Consider the following 14,832-nt stretch of genomic DNA (forward strand, 5'->3'; position numbering starts at 1 on the left):
AGGGTATGAGCCAGGAAAATACGACACTGCCATTCTGCCCGCTAAGCAAGAAAGCCGCGGGCGCGCACCTGCGGCCAGCCTAAGCCAGCGGCCGCCCGGGGGCCAAGTACTGAAAAAAGGAGTTTCTGGGGGCTCTAAACCTTTTGGACCCGAGCTTGGTTTTTACGCCTTCGATTCAGTTGTAACCCGAAAGCGCGGCCCCGCGCCGCGGGGTACGCCCGGCTCCGGCAGTGAGTCGCGCGGCCTGTTGGTTGGGCCTACTGGCTGAAAAGACCCTAGCCGGCAACTCTGGAGCTACTAGCCGCGCGACCTACTCATTCCGCCCATCGGCTGGCCTTCCTTATCCACCTCTGACATGAACACTACCCCGCTTGCCAGCCTCACCCTCTCGGTGCTGGATCTGGCCGCCATTCTGGCCGGCTACACGCCCGCCGATACTTTCCGCAACAGCGTTGATTTGGCCCGCCACGCCGAGCAATGGGGCTACCGGCGCTACTGGCTGGCCGAGCACCACAACATGGCCAGCATTGCCTCCTCGGCCACGGCCATTCTGATTGGGCACGTGGCGGGCGGCACTTCCAGCATCCGGGTAGGCTCGGGCGGGATTATGCTGCCTAACCACGCCCCGCTGGTTGTTGCCGAGCAGTTCGGGACCCTGGCCTCGCTCTACCCCGGCCGCATCGACCTGGGCCTGGGTCGCGCCCCCGGCACCGACCAGCTGACGGCCCAGGCCCTGCGCCGCGACCAGCACACGGCCGCCAACGACTTCCCCCGCAACGTGCAGGAGCTGCAAACCTACCTTTCGGCCGAAAACCGGGGGAGCCGGGTGCGGGCCGTGCCGGGCGAGGGCCTCGATATTCCGATGTGGCTGCTCGGCTCCAGCACGTACAGCGCCCAGCTGGCGGCCTTGCTGGGTTTGCCGTTTGCCTTCGCCAGCCACTTTGCGCCTACCTATTTGCACGAGGCCCTGGGGTTATACCGCCGCAACTTCCGGCCCTCAGATCAGCTCTCCGAGCCGTATGCCATGGCCTGTGTGAATGTAATTGCGGCGGATACCGACGAGGAGGCCGAGCGCCTAGCTACCTCGTTCTACGTGTTTGCCCTGGGCATCATCCGCGGCACCACGCTTCCCCTGCAGCCCCCGCTGGATACGATGGAGGGCTACTGGACCGACTACGAGGAAGCCGCCGTGCGCCAGATGATGACCTACGTCTTCATTGGCGGCCCCAGCACCATTGCCCGGCAGCTGGAAGCCTTTGTTGCGCAAACCCAAGTGGCGGAGCTCATGGTTGTTTCGCACATCTACGACCACGCCGCCCGCCTGCGCTCCTACGAAATCCTGGCTGAGCTGAAGGGTAGCGCCCACGATGCGGCACGGGTAGAAGTAGCCTCGAACCAGGGGTAGCCTCACTGCCCCACCGTGTCATTTCCCTTCTTAGTTATTCCAACGCCGAAAGAAGTTGGGCTCCAATAAAGAAGATAAAGCCAGCTTCCTTCTGCGTTGCGGAGACAACTAGCTTTCAACACAAAGCCCCAACCGTTTGGCTGGGGCTTTGTGTTGAAAGCTAAGTTTGTAGTCAATTAGTGCTGAATTATCAGGCGTTTGCTGATGACCTCCTTCTCCGTCGTCAGGCGCACCAGGTACACGCCCTGCGCGTAATCAGTTGCATTCCACTCCAGAGAAAGCCGCTGGCCTGCTGCGGCTTGGCCGCTGCTGATGGTTTTGACCAGCGTGCCTTTCAAATCGTAGATGGCCAGCGAATAGGTAGCATCCTGCGCCAGCGCTACTTCTAGGCTCACCCGGTTTTGGGCGGGGTTCGGGAAAAGAGCCAGGGCGGTGGTGGTCAGGGCTGAGGCGTTGCCAGCCGTGGCGGCCGCCGCGGGCCGGGCAGCCACCGTGGAGCAGCTTCCGAGCTTGTCGCCGTGGCTTAGGTGAGCCGCCACCGCAGGGGCACTGATTTCCAGCACCTGCCCCTGGTGGCACACCCGTACTTTGTCGGAATGCTTAACCCCGCGAGCATCGATTACGGTGATGGTCACCGTGGCCTCAGCGGTGCAGCCGGCTGCGTTCCGGGCCGTTACCGTGTAGGTGTAGCTACCAGCGGCGGTGGGCGTAACTACTACGCTGGCTCCGGTGCTGGCGCTCAGGCCCGTGGCTGGGCTCCAGGTGTAGCTTGTCGCCGCGGCCGCGCTAGCGGTCAGTTGCACGTTCTGCGCGCCGTAGCCCAAATAGATAGTTGTGGCCGGGCCGCCGGTTTGCACAGTAGAGGTAGGCTGCACGGCAACAGTGGGAGCCACCTGGGCGGGCAAGTCCAGCTTACCGTCGCAGTTGCGGTCCTGGCCGCACGCGTCCTGAGCGGCGGGGTTAATGGCGGCATCCTGGTCGTTGCAGTCGCCGGCCCGCAAGGTGTAGCCGGCGGGAGTAGCGCAGGCCGTTACCGGAGGAGCGGCCGCATTGCCGAAGCCGTCGCCGTCGGCATCGGCGTAGAATACGAGGCCCGGGTGCACGGCGGCATTGTTGTCGTCGCAGTCCTGGTCGGCGGGGTAGCCGTCGTTATCGGCATCCGGAACCGCAACGGTAATGAGCACGGCAGTCGAAGTGGTTGACAAGTTTTTATCGTCAAACGCCTTGGCCGTGAGCGAGTAAGCGCCCACCGGCACGTTGCCCCAGGTGAAGCTGTACGGAGCCGTAGCATCGGAGCCGAGCAGGGTAGTGCCCTGGTAGAACTCTACTTTGCTGATGGTGCCATCCGAGTCCGAGGCCGAAGCTGTGAGGGTAATAGTGGCCGGCGCTGGGAAGCTGGTAGCCGTAGGCGAAGTTAAGGCCACGGTGGGCGCCGCGTTAACGGGTGCCGCGCCGCAGCTGGCCCCTACGGTGTACGCGTGTGGAGTAGCGGCCGAGTTGCGCTCCGGCCCGCCGGGGCCTACCTGGTAAGTGAAGTACACGTTCAGGACAGTGCCATTGGTCTGGTTCGGAACCGTGTAGGTAAAGTCGCCCGCTGAATTTTTGCTCATCATATAGCCCGGGCCATTCACGTATACAATAGCCAGGTTACCCCCCGCCGTAGCCCCCAGCGGATGGAAAGTAAAGGCCACGCTGCTACCCGTCGTGACGGCTTGCCAGCTGTAGTCGCCGTTGGCGGCCGTACCGCAATAGCCCATATTGCCGCCCGGAGCAGAGCCGCCCGTTACCGTTACGGCCACGGCTGCGGAGGCAGCGGAAAGGCCCGCATTGTCGAAGGCTTTGGCAGTCAGTGAGTATGAGCCGGCCGCTGCGCCAGTCCAGGTAAAGCTGTAGGGGCTGGCGGTGCTGGTGCCTAGCAGGGTAGTGCCCTGGTAAAACTCTACCTTGGTAATGGTACCATCCGTATCGGCCGCCGTGGCCGTGAGGGTAATGGTAGCCGGGGCCGTAAAGCTGGCCGAAGCGGCCGGCGAAGTCAGGCTAACGGTGGGTGCGGCAGGAGCCGGCGTGCTGCCACAGGGAGTGCCCACGGTGTAGCTGTGGGGCGTAGCAGCGGAATTTCGCTCGCCGGCGCCGGGCACGGCGTAGGTAAAGTAGAAGCTTAAGGCCTGACCGGCCGTTTGGTTGGGCAGGGTGTAGGTGAAGTCACCAGCCGCGTTCTTGGTCATGCTGTAGCCCGGGCCGTTTACGTACAGGATAGCCAGGTTACCGCCCGCTACGCTTCCCAGGGGGTGAAACGTGAAGTTTACACTGGTGCCGGTAGTGGTTACGGCGTAACTATAGTCGCCGCTGGCGGCGGTGCCGCAATAGGTGACCGGGGCTACTACCACTGGCTGGGTGTTGTAGTACACGTTATCGAAGTAGAAATCCGCCGGAGCGGCCGGGGCGTCGCCGGCAAACATCAGGGCCTGCTCCAGGGTAGCCCAGTCGAGGTTGCCGAACGCCTGCAGCGGAATACTTACCTCGTGCCACTGCCCGTCGCGCTGCAGACCAAATTGGGTGGCGCCGGCCGGGAAATCAACCCAGCCTTCGGCCCCGCCAGTTTTGACCCCGAACTTGAACTGCCCGCCGTAGGTAGTCTTGAACTGAAACTTCAGGGCTCCCCCCTTGAATGCCGCCAGGTTCTTGATGTCATTGGCAATACCGAAGCCAAACCAGTTGCCGGCGCTGGCGCGCAAAGCCAGCACGTTCGGGCCCTCAAAAGGGGTAGGGGAGGCAAGGGGGCTGAGGTTGTTCCAGATATACAGATTCGCATCCTGACCCAGCGCTAGCTTGTCTGTCATCTGGGCGTTATCCGTGTACACCCCGAAGTTCGGGCCCGCCATCACGTTGCTGCGGACCGTGATGCTCACCGCTGCCGAGGTGGTCGTGCGCTTGCCGTTGTCGGTTACCTTGGCCGTGAGCGAGTAGGTGCCGGCGGCTACCCCGCTCCAGGTGTAGGTGTGCGGGCTGGTGAAATCGGTGCCCAGCAGGGTGGTGCCGTTATAGAACTCTACCTTGTACACGCTGCCATCAGCATCGGTGGCATTGGCTTCCAGCGTGATGGTAGCGGGCGTGGTGAAGCTGGTCGTGGCCGTGGGAGCAGTGAGGCTGACGGCCGGGTCTGCGTTATTTGGCGCGGCCACAAACACGGTAACCGGGGCCGAGGTAGTCACTACCCCTTCGTTATCCGTCGCCTTGGCCGTGAGCGTGTAGGTGCCTGGTGCTACGCTTGGCCAGGTGGCGCTATAGGGCGCCGTAGTGGCCGTGCCAACGAGAGTAAATCCGCTGTAAAACTCCACTTTCGTAACCGAGCCGTTGGCATCGGCGGCGTTGGCCGTGAGGGTGAGGGTGGCCGGAGTGGTAATCAGGGCCTCGGGGGCGGGCGAAGTCAGGCTGACGGTGGGGGCGGGGTTGGCGGCCACGCCGCCGCTGTAGTAGATGTGGTCGAAGTAAAAATCGGCCTGGGAGCTGGCCGCGTCGCCGGCAAACATAAACGTCTGCGTCACTGCGGCCAGGTCGCCGTTATTGAAGGCCGACAGGGGCAGCACCACTTCGTGCCACTGCCCGTCGCGCACCAGTCCGTACTTGCTGCTGCCGGCCGGAAAATCAACCCAGCTTTCCCCGGCCCCCGACTTCATCCCGAACTTGAATTGTCCGGCGTAGGTAGTCTTAAACTGAAACTTGAGGGAGCCATTGGCAAAAGCGGCCAGGTTTTTCACCTGATTATCAACCCCGAAGCCAAACCAGCTGCCCGCGTTGGCGCGCAGAGCCAGCACTTCCTGGCCCTCGAAAGGCGTAGCGCCGGCAAGGTTGGTGAGGTTGTTCCAGAGGTAGAGGTTGGCGTCCTGCCCGTAGCGGAGCCGGTTGGGTATGGCCGGGTTTTCGGTGTAAATGCCGAAGTCGCCGGCAATGCTGTTGTTGGTGCCCAGGTAGAGTTCGTCGCCGGGGCTCTGGTAGAGGCGGATGTAGTCGACCAGCATCTGGCCCGGCAGGGGCGCCGTAATGGCATTTGGGTCGTAAATGCCGGTGTACTGCCCGCCCACGGCCAGGTTCAGCAAAATGTACTGGGCCTGGTGAAACTCCTCTAAATCAGCGGCTGCGGCCTTGGATATGTCGATGGCGTAGTACTCGGTGCCATCAATAAACATGCGGATAAGCTGACTGTCCCAGCTCATGCGGTACACGTGGTAGTCGGCCGTGAGGTCGGTGGGGCTGTCGTAGTGGGTGTCGTAGGCGGCGTGAGTGCCGGCGTTTTCCCAGTGGGTAGCCCCGCCCAGGCGGCGGTTGGTGAGCCCGGCCTGAATGGCGGCGGCCGAGCCCATTTCCATAATGTCGACCTCGCCGCTGGCCGGCCAGGTGCCGGTGGCGCCCAGCATCCAGAAGGCCGGCCACAGCCCGTTTTGCAGGTTGGGTACCTTGATGCGGGCTTCCAGCGTACCGTATTTGAACTGCACGCGGCCCAGGGTTTTCAGGCGGGCCGAGGTAAAGGACTTGCCCTGGTAGTTTTCGCGCCGGGCCTCAATGATAAGGTTGCCGCCTTCCACGCGGGCGTTTTCGGGGCGGTTGGTGTAGGTTTCCAGCTCACTATTGCCCCAGCCGCATACCCCCTGGGCGCACCCGTCGCCCTGGTCAAAGGTCCAGGTAGCGGGGTTGATGGTGGTGCCATTGAAGTTCTCCTCCCACACGAGCTGCTGCTGGGCCTGGGCGGGTAGCTGGGTTATTAAGCAGAGTCCGCCAATCAAGGCCAAGCCCCGCGCACGGACTCGATGGACATACTGGTAGAAAGTTCTTTTCATAACGGTGGGGTTTGGAGGACAAAAAAGGTTGGAGCAAGCGCGGAGGCCAGCAGCAACGGGCTGTAGTTCAAGCAGCTGCGGGCAGGGGTAGCGAAGAAGTCATCTGTGGCCGGAGCAGTAGGCTGCCCGCTCGTGAGCGGCGGAACCGAGTAATTTTTGCCTGGAGAATAATTCAACCAGGGCCGCGAATAGTGCTAATGTATTTCCCTTTGGCGGCTATTTCCAAGCCCCGTTTCTGGCCTGCATGCCCCAATTCCCGGCTTTGTCTACAAGCCAATACGCCTACAACACAAGCAAAAATACCTGCCATCCGGGCCGCGTTGGCTCCGATGACAGGTACTTCGCGCCAGCTTTGGGCGCTTAAAAAACAAATGCTTCGGCCCGGATTTTTTACCCGCTGTGGCTAAGACGAGTGCCAGTTGCTTTGCTACTCTTGCGGTAGCGGCCCGGGCTTACGCTGCCAGGGGCCGCGCCACAGCCGGCTCCTGGTCCAGGGCGTTGATCTGGGCCCGGTAGGCGGCTGGCAGTAGGCTAGTTTTCACCCATTTGCTTAAGGCCAGGTGCTGGGTGCGGCGGTAAATGGGCACTACGGGCTGCAACCAGGAGCGCCGGCCCAGCCCCAACAGCGCCCGAACCGGGGCAGGTACTACCAATGCCTGCCCCTGCAGCAGCAACTGGTACCGCAGGGGCCCCAGGTGCTTGCGGTATTGGGCATACAGGTTGGTGGTAAAAGGGCTGTGCGCCAAGTCCTGCGCCACATGATGCTCCCGATCTAGGAGCCAGGCCGAGTAAGTAGCTGGCAAATCAGGAATGCCCATGCGCTGCCCTACCCGGCAGAACACGGCACATACCTCGGCTTTTTCCGCCTCAGATAAGGGCCGTTCCAGCAGTTCATAGGCCCGGATGGAGTAGTCGATAAGCATGTAAAGCACGTCGCGGTAAGCCCAGGCCGGAATGCGCTGACCCCGCTTGGCTTCCACGGCGGCGTGAATGGCGGCAATGGTGTCAATGGCCCGCTCGGCTCCGTGGCGCTCGGCAAACACTATCTGGCGGGCATACTCCACGGTGGAAAACAGCCGGCCCAATGGGTCGGCGGGCAGGCGGCCCGTAAAGTACAGCCAGTCGACGGCCTTATTGACGGCAAACTCGGCCGCCGCTCCCGCAAAAATGAACAGCACCGTGTCGGCCTTGCCCCAAATGGCGCGCACCACCGAGTCTTGCGCTACGAAATACTCCATGTTTTTTCTATTTCCAAGATGAAACGCCCAAGCGCCGGCCCTGGTGCCCGCTTCGTTATAGTCTTATTACAAATTACTTTGAAATACAAAGTAAACACTAATTTTGGTTTCCTGTTGCCTTTGATGAATGCTGTATGGTGAATAGAAACAGAATGTGGTACGGGGGGCTAAGCCTGCTAACTATAGCCCTGGGTGTGGCTTCCCGCCGGTTTGCGCCGCTATGGCCAGCCTGGGTAGGGACTTACGCCGGCGACGCGCTGTGGGCTTTGCTGGTGTTTTGGCTGGTTGGCTTGGGCTGGCCGCGCTGGGGTAGCGGCCGGGTTGGCGCCGTGGCCCTGAGCTTTGCTTTTGGCACCGAATTCAGCCAGCTCTACCACGCGCCCTGGCTGGATGCCCTGCGTCACACCTGGCCCGGCAGCCTCGTGCTGGGCCAGGGCTTTCTTTGGAGCGACTTGCTTTGCTACACGCTGGGGGTACTGGCAGGGGTAGGGTTGGAGCGGGTTTGGCAGGGTAGAAAGTCGAGTGCAGTTGGTCAGGCGTAATTGCGAAAATGCTCTATGGCGGCTGGACGGCCTTTCAGAGTAGTCTACTGCTGAGAGCAGAGATGCCTGTTCAAGCTATTCAACCCGCCTTACCCAGAAGCGACCAAGCAGGTACACTAAAGGGAAGTTTACCGCTTGCTTTAACTCCCAAATAGCTAACTACTCAACTTTCTTCTGTGCTTCTGGCTTGGTTTCCTTGGCTACCCAGATAGACTTCTGATTGACAAACTCCCGGATGCCCAGGTGGGAAAGCTCCCGCCCGTAGCCCGATTTCTTGACGCCTCCGAACGGCATTTCCGGCGACGATTTCACCATGCTGTTCACGAATACTGCGCCGGCCTCCACGCGCCGCGCCAATTGCTCGCCGCGACTGGCGTCGCGAGTCCAGATGGAGCCGCCCAGGCCGAAACGGGAGTCGTTGGCGAGGCGAATGGCGTCGTCGGCATCTTTAGCTTCCAGGATAATGGCCACGGGACCAAAAAACTCTTCCTCGTAGGCGCGCTGGCCGGGCTTCACGCGGGTCAGAATAACGGGCCGGAACAGGGCCGTGCCGGGCTTGCTCTGGCCCCCGAACAACTCCACCTTGGCACCCTGCCGCACTGAGTCCTCTACCTGCTGGGTCAACTCGTCGGCCAGGTCAGGGCGGGCCAGGGGGCCGTACTGGGTGGCCTCGTCGAGCGGGTCGCCGGGGCGGAAGGCCAGCAGGTGCGCTTTCATCTTGGCCACAAACTCCTTGAGCACGGGCTTCTCTATAATAAAGCGCTTGGCGGCAATGCAGCTCTGGCCGGCGTTAATCATACGGGCCTGGGCGGCGGTTTTGGCGGCTAGCTCCACGTCGGCGTCGGCCAGCACAATAAAGGCATCGGAGCCGCCCAGTTCCAGCACCGTTTTCTTGATTTGGCGGCCGGCCGTGGCAGCCACCTGCGCCCCGGCCGGCTCCGAGCCGGTGAGCGTCACGGCTTTCACCCGGTCGTCCTCAATGAGCTGGCTTACCAAATCGGAGCCAATGAGCAGGGCACGAAAGGTGGCGGGAGGAAAGCCGGCATCGTGAAAAATCTGCTCCAGGGCCAGGGCGCACTGTGGCACGTTAGAGGCGTGCTTGAGCAGGCCCACGTTGCCCGCCATCAGAGCCGGGGCGGCAAAGCGCACTACCTGCCAGAACGGAAAGTTCCAGGGCATCACGGCCAGCACTACCCCAATGGGCTCGTGGGAAATAAAGCTACGCTGGGCCTCCGTCTTGATTTCCTCGTCGGCCAGGAAGTGCTCGGCGTGCTGGGCGTAGTAGTCACAGGTGAGGGCGCACTTTTGCACTTCGGCGCGGCCATCCACGACGGGCTTGCCCATTTCCAGGGCCATCAGGCGGGCCAACTCATCTTGCCGCTCCCGCAGCAGCTCGGCGGCCCGGCGCATCAGGCCGGCCCGGTGCGCGAATGAGGTAGTGCGCCACTCGCCAAAGGCCCGGTGAGCTTGGGCCAGAATACGCTCGGTTTTAACCCAGCTGAATGCCCGGAACCGACGCTCTACGCGACCCGTGTGAGGGTTGAAAGATTCAATAGCCATGAGAATACAGAATGAAAACAGGCCTATAGGAGACCGGGGCGTAAAGAAGGAATGAACAAGTAAACTGGCTCCTTGGTTAACCTCGGCAGTGGTAACTTCGACCGTACAAGGACCGTAGCAAGATGTTCAGGTGCGTGGTTTGCACTTTTTGGGTGCCTACGTGTCGAAATGTAAGTTTATCCAGTACTTTCGTTTCATCTGCAGGGCTGGCATTGCTACGCCACCCTGTTTCCATTAGTTGCTGCCCGTGTCTGTTCCTACTCCTGAGTCAGCTGCCCTCGAAACTGAAGTTCTGCTCGTGCAACGCCTGCGCGACCGGGACGAAGGGGCCATGACCATCTTCTACGACAAGTACTCCGCAGCCCTGTTCGGTGTGATTATGCGCATCGTCAAGAAAGAAGAAATTGCGGAGGACGTTTTGCAGGAAGCCATGGTCAAAATCTGGCACTCCTTTCCTTCCTACGACGCCGAAAAAGGGCGTTTGTTTACGTGGGTAATGAATGTGTGCCGAAATTTAGCCATCGACAAAATCCGCTCCCGACAGTACCGCGTAGGTAGTCGTACGCAGCCAATCGAAGAAAGTGCAGCGCTGCGCCAGGCCGCCGAACCCTCGTTCCGGCCTGAGCACATTGGCTTGCAGGAAATGACGCGCCAGCTGAATCCGGAGCAGCGGCAAATCGTGGACCTGCTTTATTTCGGCGGATTTACGCAAAGCGAAGTGGCAGAAGAACTCAACCTCCCGCTCGGTACGGTTAAAACCCGCGCCCGGGCGGCCATCAAAGTACTTTCTAAATTGATTCGGTAATCGTGAATATCCAGGAATATATCGAATCTGGTATCCTTGAGGAATACGCCCTGGGCGTACTCAACGAGGTCGAGCGCGCCGAAGTAGAGCGCATCGCACGGCAGCACCCGGAAATAAACCGGGAGTTGAAAACAGTTATTGCGAGCTTGGATGCCTACGCTGAAGCCCACGCCCTTACCCCGCCCCCTGATATGCGGGAACGGGTACTGACCGGCTGGCAGCAAGCCATTCAGGCCCCAGAACAAAACACCAGCCGTCCGTCTACCGACGACGGCTCCACCCAGCCCCGCATGGTCGCTTCGGCACCTGTAGCGGCGGCGCCTGCTGCTACCCCCGCCGGGGAAGCCGTAGTGCGGCAAATGCCCGTAGAAACCGCTAATGGCAGCCGTACGCGGTGGCTGATTGCGGCTTCGGTAGCCCTGTTGGTGCTGAGTGCCCTAGGTAATTTCCTCTTATATAGTCGGCTGCGTGAAACTGAAGCCAACCTAGAGGTAGCTCAAACCGAACAGTCGCGCTACGCAGCCACTCAGAAAGCAGCCCTGAACGAGCGAGACCAACAGCTTTCCGTACTGCGCAACCAAGCCTTCCGCACCGTGGATCTGAAGGGTACGCCCAAAGCTCCGGACGCTCTGGCTCGCGTGTACTACAACCCGCAGACCAAAGCCGTGTACGTGGATGTCCGCAACTTGCCAGCACCGCCTACTGGTAAGCAGTACCAGCTCTGGGCCCTCGACAACGGCAAGCCCGTTGACGCCGGGGTACTAGCCAGCGCTACGGCCAGCGGCGACAGTATCCAGCAGATGAAGGACATAGCCAGCGCCCAGGCCTTTGCCATGACGGTAGAGGACGCAGGTGGGGTAGCTTCGCCCACGCTGAGCACCATGACTGTAATCGGGAACCTGTAGCGGTAACACACCAGTGCAATAGGGAGCAGGCGGCGCAAGCGGCCTGCTCCTTATTCTGTTCTTTGGCTGGCGGATAACTGGTTTTCGGTTATCTTCCGATTCCAACCCCAGCCACCAACCCCGTGCACGGAACCATATTTACGCTTCTGAAGCGCTACGTTCAGACCCAGTACGACCACAGTACCTGGATTCAGCTGCTAGAAAATTCGGGGCTTACTGCTACCGATTTCGACCACAAACATGTGTACCCCGATGAGCACATGTACCGGCTAGTTGGGCAGGCTGCCGAGATGACCGGGCTGTCGGCCGATGAGCTGCACGAGAAGTTCGGTGAGTATTTGGTGCCCGACCTTATGTACATGTACCAGCGCCTGTTACAGCCCGGCTGGAACACGCTCGACATGATTGAGCATACCGAGAACACCATGCACCGGCAGGTGCGTAGTGAGCACGCCGAGAATGCACCGCCCGTGCTCAACGTTACCCGCATTGGCCCCGATGAGCTGTTTATCGACTATGTGTCGAAGCGGCGGATGGGGGCTTTGGCCGTGGGCATTGTGCGCGGGCTGGCCAAGTACTTCGATGAAGCTGACGTCATTAAAGTAGAGCCTACTACCAACGAAAACGGGGAGGAAGTACGCATCCGGGTGCGGCGCATAAAACCTACCGCCTAGTTGAGCGCTTACTAGCTAGTGCCAGCGGAACAGCCCGCCTCAGCTGGCCGGAATCAGCTTAATTCTTAATTCATTCAGCAAAAGATAAAAACCTAATTATGAGCACGTATTACAATCCTGCGGACTTGGCCAAGTTTGGTAATATTACGGAGTGGCAGCCGGAAATGGGCAACAAATTTTTTGCCTACTACGCCGAGGTATTTAAAGACGGGGCCCTGACCGAACGGGAAAAATCCCTGATTGCCCTGGCCGTCGCCCACGCCGTGCAGTGCCCGTACTGTATTGATGCCTACACTTCCGACTCCCTGCAGAAAGGCGCCGACGAGGCCCAGATGATGGAGGCCGTACATGTGGCAGCTGCCATTAAAGGCGGGGCTGCACTGGTGCACGGCGTGCAGATGATGAACAAAGCCAAGGAGTTAAGCATGTAGTCAGCTGCCAATGGGGTTTGCTGCTTGCTGAAGCGGCGAACTACCCTGTTAGCTTAGGAGTTCATAGCGCATGATCAAGTCCCTGCTGGCCCGGCACGCTCCCCTAGCGGATACGGCCTACCAACTCAACGTGCTGACCCAGGCGGAGGCGGAAGGTGCGCATCTGCCGCCGTTCGCCCACAAGCTGCAACAGAGCGGCTTACTGCCCTTGCTGCCTACCGGCCTGAGCATCATGCAGATAAATGTGGGCAAGATGTGCAACCAGGTGTGCAAGCACTGCCACGTAGATGCCGGACCCGACCGCACTGAAATCATGACCCGGGCCACCATGCAGCTCTGCCTCGATGCCCTGGCCCGCACCAGCATTGCTACGGTGGACCTGACCGGCGGCGCTCCGGAGATGAACCCAGACTTCCGGTGGCTGGTGGAGCAGATTTCGGCCTTGGGGCGGGAAATCATTGTGCGCTGCAACCTGACCATAATCGTGGCCAATAAGAAGTACCACGACCTGCCCGAGTTCTTTGCCCGCCACCGGGTGCGGGTGGTGTCGTCATTGCCCCACTTTTCAGCGGGCCGTACCGATGCTCAGCGCGGGGAAGGCGTGTTCGAACGCTCTATCCGGGCCCTGAGAATGCTCAATGCCGTGGGCTACGGGCAGGAAGGCTCGGGTCTGAGCCTGGACCTGGTATATAATCCTTCCGGAGCTTTTATGCCGGGCAGCCAAGCCGGGCTGGAGCGGGAGTTCAAGCAGCGCCTCGGGCGGGAGTACGGCATCGTGTTCAACAACCTGCTCACCATTACCAATCTACCCGTGAGCCGCTTCCTGGAGTATTTGCTGGAAAGCGGCAACTACGAGGGCTACATGGAAAAGCTAGTGGCGGCTTACAACCCGGTGGCCGCGGCTAACGTCATGTGCCGATCTACGCTTAGTATTGGCTGGGATGGGCAGCTTTACGACTGCGACTTCAACCAGATGCTGGACCTGACGGTAGCCAGCCCGGTACAGCACATCCGGGACTTCGATGAGGCCCAACTCAACGCGCGGGCCATCGTCATCAACCAGCATTGCTACGGCTGCACTGCCGGGGCCGGTTCCAGCTGTGGCGGCACAACTGCTTGAACAGTAGCACAGGTAGCCGGCAAAGGCTGCCCGTCAGCCAGTAGTTGTTACTTGCCAGAATGGTAGTGGGGTAACATGATTACGCTTCAACCTAGGCATACTGAAACATACATGAAACGAGGCTCCAGCCTGCTTGCGGGACTTCTGGCCGCCGCTCTAACGGCTTGCGGGCAACAGCCCAAATCTGCTACTTCCGCCCCCGCGCCAGCCTCCACTATGACGGCTTACGACCATATGCTGCGGCTACTGTATAAACAGACGGTGCCCTTGGTGCAGCCCGCGGCCCTGGCCGCTAGTCTACAGCGCAACCCCGCGTCGGTTGTGCTGCTGGACACTCGCACCCCGGCTGAATACCGAGTAAGTCACTTAAAAGGGGCCCGCTTCGTAGATTTCGACCATTTCCGTGACACCAACTTACGCCAGTTGTCCCGTACCCAGCCGGTCGTGGTGTACTGCACCGTGGGGGCCCGGAGCGAGCAGGTGGGGGCGTGGCTGCGGGAGCAGGGCTTTCAGGATGTGCGCAATTTGTACGGGGGCATTTTTCAGTGGGTAAACGATGGCCACAGCCTAGTAAACGCACACGGACCGACAACCAACGTGCACCCCTATTCGGTGATGTGGCGCGCCTGGCTGAAACAAGGAAACCCGGTGTATGAATAACAATTCCATGGCCGATGCAGCGCTTAACCGCTTGGTTGTTTTTGCCCGATACCCGGAGCTGGGGCGCGTGAAAACGCGTTTGGCGGCGGACATTGGGGCCGAAGCAGCCTTGAAAGTATACCGCCAGCTGCTGGCTCACACCCGAGCTGTGGTGGCTTCCTTGCCGGTACACAAAACCGTGTGGCTGGCCGAAGCTGGCCCGGCTGCTGACCTGACTGACGAGTGGACCGGTTATGAGCAGCTTCCCCAGCCGGCCGGCGACCTGGGGGAGAAAATGCAGGCGGCTTTTGCCCACGATTTTGAACGGCAGGCCTCGGCGGTGGTTATTATCGGGACGGATTGTCCGGGCCTGACGACAGCCCACCTGACGGACGCTTTCGATGCCCTGCGCACCCACGATGTAGTACTCGGGCCCGCCACCGATGGAGGGTACTACCTGCTGGGAATGAAGCAGCTATGGTCGAGCTTATTCACGGGGAAAAGCTGGAGTACTGACACCGTACGTTCCGCTACCGTGGCCGATGTGAAGCAACTGGGGCTGCGGCTTCATCTGCTTTCTGAACTCAGCGACATTGATACCGGGGCTGACCTGCGTGCCTGGGAAGCTACCACCGGGAAAACATTTGAGCAGGGTTTGCGCGTACTGTAGCGCACCCC

Annotated in this window: 12 protein-coding genes; 9 read left to right on the plus strand and 3 right to left on the minus strand. The window is 60.5% G+C overall.

Annotation, left to right across the window (positions count from 1 at the left end):
• Positions 1–355 precede the first annotated feature (355 nt).
• On the plus strand, positions 356–1,405 hold the full coding sequence (locus IEW18_RS09385; RefSeq protein ID WP_188557578.1) for an LLM class flavin-dependent oxidoreductase: 1,050 nt from the start codon (positions 356–358) through the stop codon (positions 1,403–1,405).
• Positions 1,406–1,581: 176 nt separating this feature from the next.
• On the opposite strand, the gene IEW18_RS09390 is transcribed toward IEW18_RS09385, so the two are convergent.
• Positions 1,582–6,240 (minus strand): Ig-like domain-containing protein, encoded by a 4,659-nt coding sequence (locus IEW18_RS09390; protein WP_188557579.1) that lies wholly within the window; start codon positions 6,238–6,240, stop codon positions 1,582–1,584.
• Between the two features lie 452 nt (positions 6,241–6,692).
• Complete coding sequence (locus IEW18_RS09395; protein ID WP_188557580.1) at positions 6,693–7,478, minus strand: oxygenase MpaB family protein; 786 nt, start codon at positions 7,476–7,478, stop codon at positions 6,693–6,695.
• Between the two features lie 134 nt (positions 7,479–7,612).
• On the opposite strand from IEW18_RS09395, the gene IEW18_RS09400 reads away from it, so the two are divergent.
• Entirely contained in the window at positions 7,613–8,020 is a 408-nt protein-coding gene (locus tag IEW18_RS09400; RefSeq protein WP_188557581.1) for a ribosomal maturation YjgA family protein, read from the plus strand.
• Between the two features lie 159 nt (positions 8,021–8,179).
• Here the strand turns inward: IEW18_RS09400 and IEW18_RS09405 are convergent, their stop codons facing one another.
• Positions 8,180–9,580 carry an NAD-dependent succinate-semialdehyde dehydrogenase gene (locus IEW18_RS09405; protein WP_188557582.1) on the minus strand — a complete coding sequence of 467 codons (1,401 nt, stop codon included), beginning with the start codon at positions 9,578–9,580 and terminating at the stop codon, positions 8,180–8,182.
• Between the two features lie 247 nt (positions 9,581–9,827).
• On the opposite strand from IEW18_RS09405, the gene IEW18_RS09410 reads away from it, so the two are divergent.
• The 7 genes from IEW18_RS09410 (at position 9,828) to IEW18_RS09440 (ending at position 14,824) form a co-directional block, all read left to right on the plus strand.
• The gene (locus IEW18_RS09410) at positions 9,828–10,385 is read left to right on the plus strand and encodes an RNA polymerase sigma factor (RefSeq protein ID WP_229728667.1); all 558 of its coding nucleotides are present in this window, start codon (positions 9,828–9,830) and stop codon (positions 10,383–10,385) included.
• A 2-nt stretch (positions 10,386–10,387) separates the two neighbouring features.
• The gene (locus IEW18_RS09415; protein WP_188557584.1) at positions 10,388–11,290 is read left to right on the plus strand and encodes an anti-sigma factor; all 903 of its coding nucleotides are present in this window, start codon (positions 10,388–10,390) and stop codon (positions 11,288–11,290) included.
• A 122-nt stretch (positions 11,291–11,412) separates the two neighbouring features.
• Positions 11,413–11,964 carry a heme NO-binding domain-containing protein gene (locus tag IEW18_RS09420; RefSeq protein WP_188557585.1) on the plus strand — a complete coding sequence of 184 codons (552 nt, stop codon included), beginning with the start codon at positions 11,413–11,415 and terminating at the stop codon, positions 11,962–11,964.
• A gap of 98 nt (positions 11,965–12,062) precedes the next feature.
• Positions 12,063–12,395 carry an arsenosugar biosynthesis-associated peroxidase-like protein gene (locus tag IEW18_RS09425; protein WP_188557586.1) on the plus strand — a complete coding sequence of 111 codons (333 nt, stop codon included), beginning with the start codon at positions 12,063–12,065 and terminating at the stop codon, positions 12,393–12,395.
• A gap of 73 nt (positions 12,396–12,468) precedes the next feature.
• Positions 12,469–13,515 carry an arsenosugar biosynthesis radical SAM (seleno)protein ArsS gene (gene arsS, locus IEW18_RS09430; protein ID WP_188557715.1) on the plus strand — a complete coding sequence of 349 codons (1,047 nt, stop codon included), beginning with the start codon at positions 12,469–12,471 and terminating at the stop codon, positions 13,513–13,515.
• A gap of 111 nt (positions 13,516–13,626) precedes the next feature.
• Positions 13,627–14,175, plus strand: coding sequence for a rhodanese-like domain-containing protein (locus IEW18_RS09435; protein ID WP_188557587.1), 549 nt, complete (start codon positions 13,627–13,629; stop codon positions 14,173–14,175).
• A complete protein-coding gene (locus IEW18_RS09440; RefSeq protein ID WP_229728668.1) occupies positions 14,168–14,824 on the plus strand; it encodes a TIGR04282 family arsenosugar biosynthesis glycosyltransferase in 657 nt (218 codons plus the stop codon). Before IEW18_RS09435 ends, IEW18_RS09440 begins: the two co-directional genes overlap by 8 nt.
• Positions 14,825–14,832: the final 8 nt, after the last annotated feature.

Source organism: Hymenobacter glacieicola (assembly GCF_014640315.1).
GTDB classification, from domain to species: domain Bacteria; phylum Bacteroidota; class Bacteroidia; order Cytophagales; family Hymenobacteraceae; genus Hymenobacter; species Hymenobacter glacieicola.

What these genes read in the sequence shown, in the direction of transcription:
- IEW18_RS09385 (WP_188557578.1), top strand. Translation starts at nt 356, where the DNA reads ATGAACACTACCCCGCTTGCCAGCCTCACCCTCTCGGTGCTGGATCTG.
- IEW18_RS09425 (WP_188557586.1), top strand. Translation starts at nt 12,063, where the DNA reads ATGAGCACGTATTACAATCCTGCGGACTTGGCCAAGTTTGGTAATATT.
- IEW18_RS09390 (WP_188557579.1), bottom strand. Translation starts at nt 6,240, where the DNA reads ATGAAAAGAACTTTCTACCAGTATGTCCATCGAGTCCGTGCGCGGGGC.
- IEW18_RS09405 (WP_188557582.1), bottom strand. Translation starts at nt 9,580, where the DNA reads ATGGCTATTGAATCTTTCAACCCTCACACGGGTCGCGTAGAGCGTCGG.
- IEW18_RS09395 (WP_188557580.1), bottom strand. Translation starts at nt 7,478, where the DNA reads ATGGAGTATTTCGTAGCGCAAGACTCGGTGGTGCGCGCCATTTGGGGC.
- IEW18_RS09400 (WP_188557581.1), top strand. Translation starts at nt 7,613, where the DNA reads ATGGTGAATAGAAACAGAATGTGGTACGGGGGGCTAAGCCTGCTAACT.
- IEW18_RS09440 (WP_229728668.1), top strand. Translation starts at nt 14,168, where the DNA reads ATGAATAACAATTCCATGGCCGATGCAGCGCTTAACCGCTTGGTTGTT.
- IEW18_RS09435 (WP_188557587.1), top strand. Translation starts at nt 13,627, where the DNA reads ATGAAACGAGGCTCCAGCCTGCTTGCGGGACTTCTGGCCGCCGCTCTA.